Here is a 1,806-nt window from a genome sequence, read left to right on the forward strand (position 1 = left end):
CGTCATGCTCGGCGCGGGGGCCGAGGCCGGAGCGGGGTCGCCGAAGTCCACGTCGCCGAAGTCCGCCATCGCCATCGGGTTGCCGCGCGCGGGCGGCGGCGGCGCGGCCGGGGCGGGGTCTCCGAAGTCGAGCTGGAAGTCGGTGGCGGGCGGCGCGCCCGGAGGCGGCGACGTGAAGTCCACCGCGAACGGGTCGTCCACCGGCGCGGGCGTCTGGCCGTACGCGGGGACGGGGGCCTCCGCGAAGTCGAAGGACACGGCCGCGGGCGCGGCGGGCGAGGGCAGGTCGGAGAAGTCCATCGCCTGGGAGGACGCGGGCGAGGGCAGGTCGGAGAAGTCCATGCCGGGCGAGGGCGGCAGGGCGAAGGGGTCCTCGCCCGACGCGGGCAGGTTGTCCAGGTCGTAGGACGCAGGGCCGGACGCGGGCGGTGGGGGCAGGGCGAACGGATCCGCGTCGGGGATGGATGACTGGGCGTAGTCGGACGGCGGCGGCAGGCCGAACGGATCCGCCTCGGGCTCGGAGGAGGGCGGCGCCAGGGCGAAGGCGTCCGCCTGGGGCTCGGAGCCGTAGCCGAAGGTCTGCGGGTGCGACGCCGCGGGCCCGTGCGCGTTGGACGGGTCGTTGATGTCGAAGGTGAACGCGTCCTCCTCCGGCGGCGCGGGGAGGGGCGCGGCGTCCTGCTCCGCGAAGTCGAAGTCGGGCGTGCTGCCGAAGTCGGATCCGGCTTCGACGGGCGCGCTGACGGGCGCCTCGGAGAAGTCGAAGTCGCGCGCGGTGCTGGCCGGCTCCTGCGAACCGTAGCCAACGGGCTCGCGGTAGGCGTCGGTGGGCACGGGGATCCGGACGACGCGAGTGACGTCCTCGCGCTGCTCGGTGAAGTCACCGGTGTCGAGCGAGGAGAACTCGCCGCTGCCCACCTCGGCGAAGTCGTCTTCGGCGGCCATGGACGCGTCGGCCTGGGGCGGCTCGGCGCCCATGTCGAAGCTGAACGAGTCCTCCGGGAGGGGAACCGGCGACGAGGGGCCCGCGCCGAGCGAGATGGCGCGGGGCGCTGCGACACCCGGAGAGGCGGACGGGGTGCTCGGGAACTCGTCGTCGAAGGAGAACGGATCCTCCGACGGGACGGGCGGCGCGGAGTGGCCGGGCAGGGGGATGGCGGCGGAGCGCGAGGCGGTCGCACCGGGGAGCGGGATGGCCGATGACGCCGGGCCCGCGCCGAGCGCGATGGCGGCGAGCGGGGTGGCACCGCCGGGCAGGGGGATGGCGGCCGACTGCGGCGCGGCGCTACCCGGGAGCGGAATCGCGGCGGACCGGGGCGCGGCGCTGCCCGGGAGCGGGATGGCGGCGGACTGGGGCGCGGCGCTGCCCGGGAGCGGGATGGCGGCGGAGGCCGAAGGACTGGCGCCCAGCGGGATGGCCGCGGACTTCGGCGCGGCGCTGCCCGGGAGCGGGATGGCGGAGGCTGACGGGCCGGCGCTCATCGGGATGGCGGTGGACTGGGGCGCGGCGGTGCCCGGGAGCGGAATCGCAGCGGACTGCGGCGCGGCGCTACCGGGCAGCGGAATGGCGGCGGACTTCGGCGCGGCGCTGCCCGGGAGCGGGATGGCGGTGGCCGACGGGCCGGCGCCCATCGGGATCGCGGCCGACTGCGGTGCGGCACTGCCCGGAAGCGGAATGGCCGCCGACGGGGGCGCGGCACTTCCAGGAAGAGGGATGGCTGCGGACTGCGGCGCGGCAGTGCCCGGGAGCGGAATCGCGGCGGACCGGGGCGCGGCACTTCCAGGCAGGGGAATGGCGGCGGACGG

Annotated in this window: 1 pseudogene; it reads right to left on the reverse strand. The window is 76.9% G+C overall.

Features of this window, described 5'->3' with window-relative positions:
* Window positions 1-1,632, reverse strand: a pseudogene (locus D7V97_RS42775) (hypothetical protein); the annotation flags it as partial.
* Window positions 1,633-1,806 lie beyond the last annotated feature (174 nt).

Origin of the sequence: Corallococcus sp. CA053C (genome assembly GCF_003611675.1) — a bacterium.
Lineage (GTDB): Bacteria > Myxococcota > Myxococcia > Myxococcales > Myxococcaceae > Corallococcus.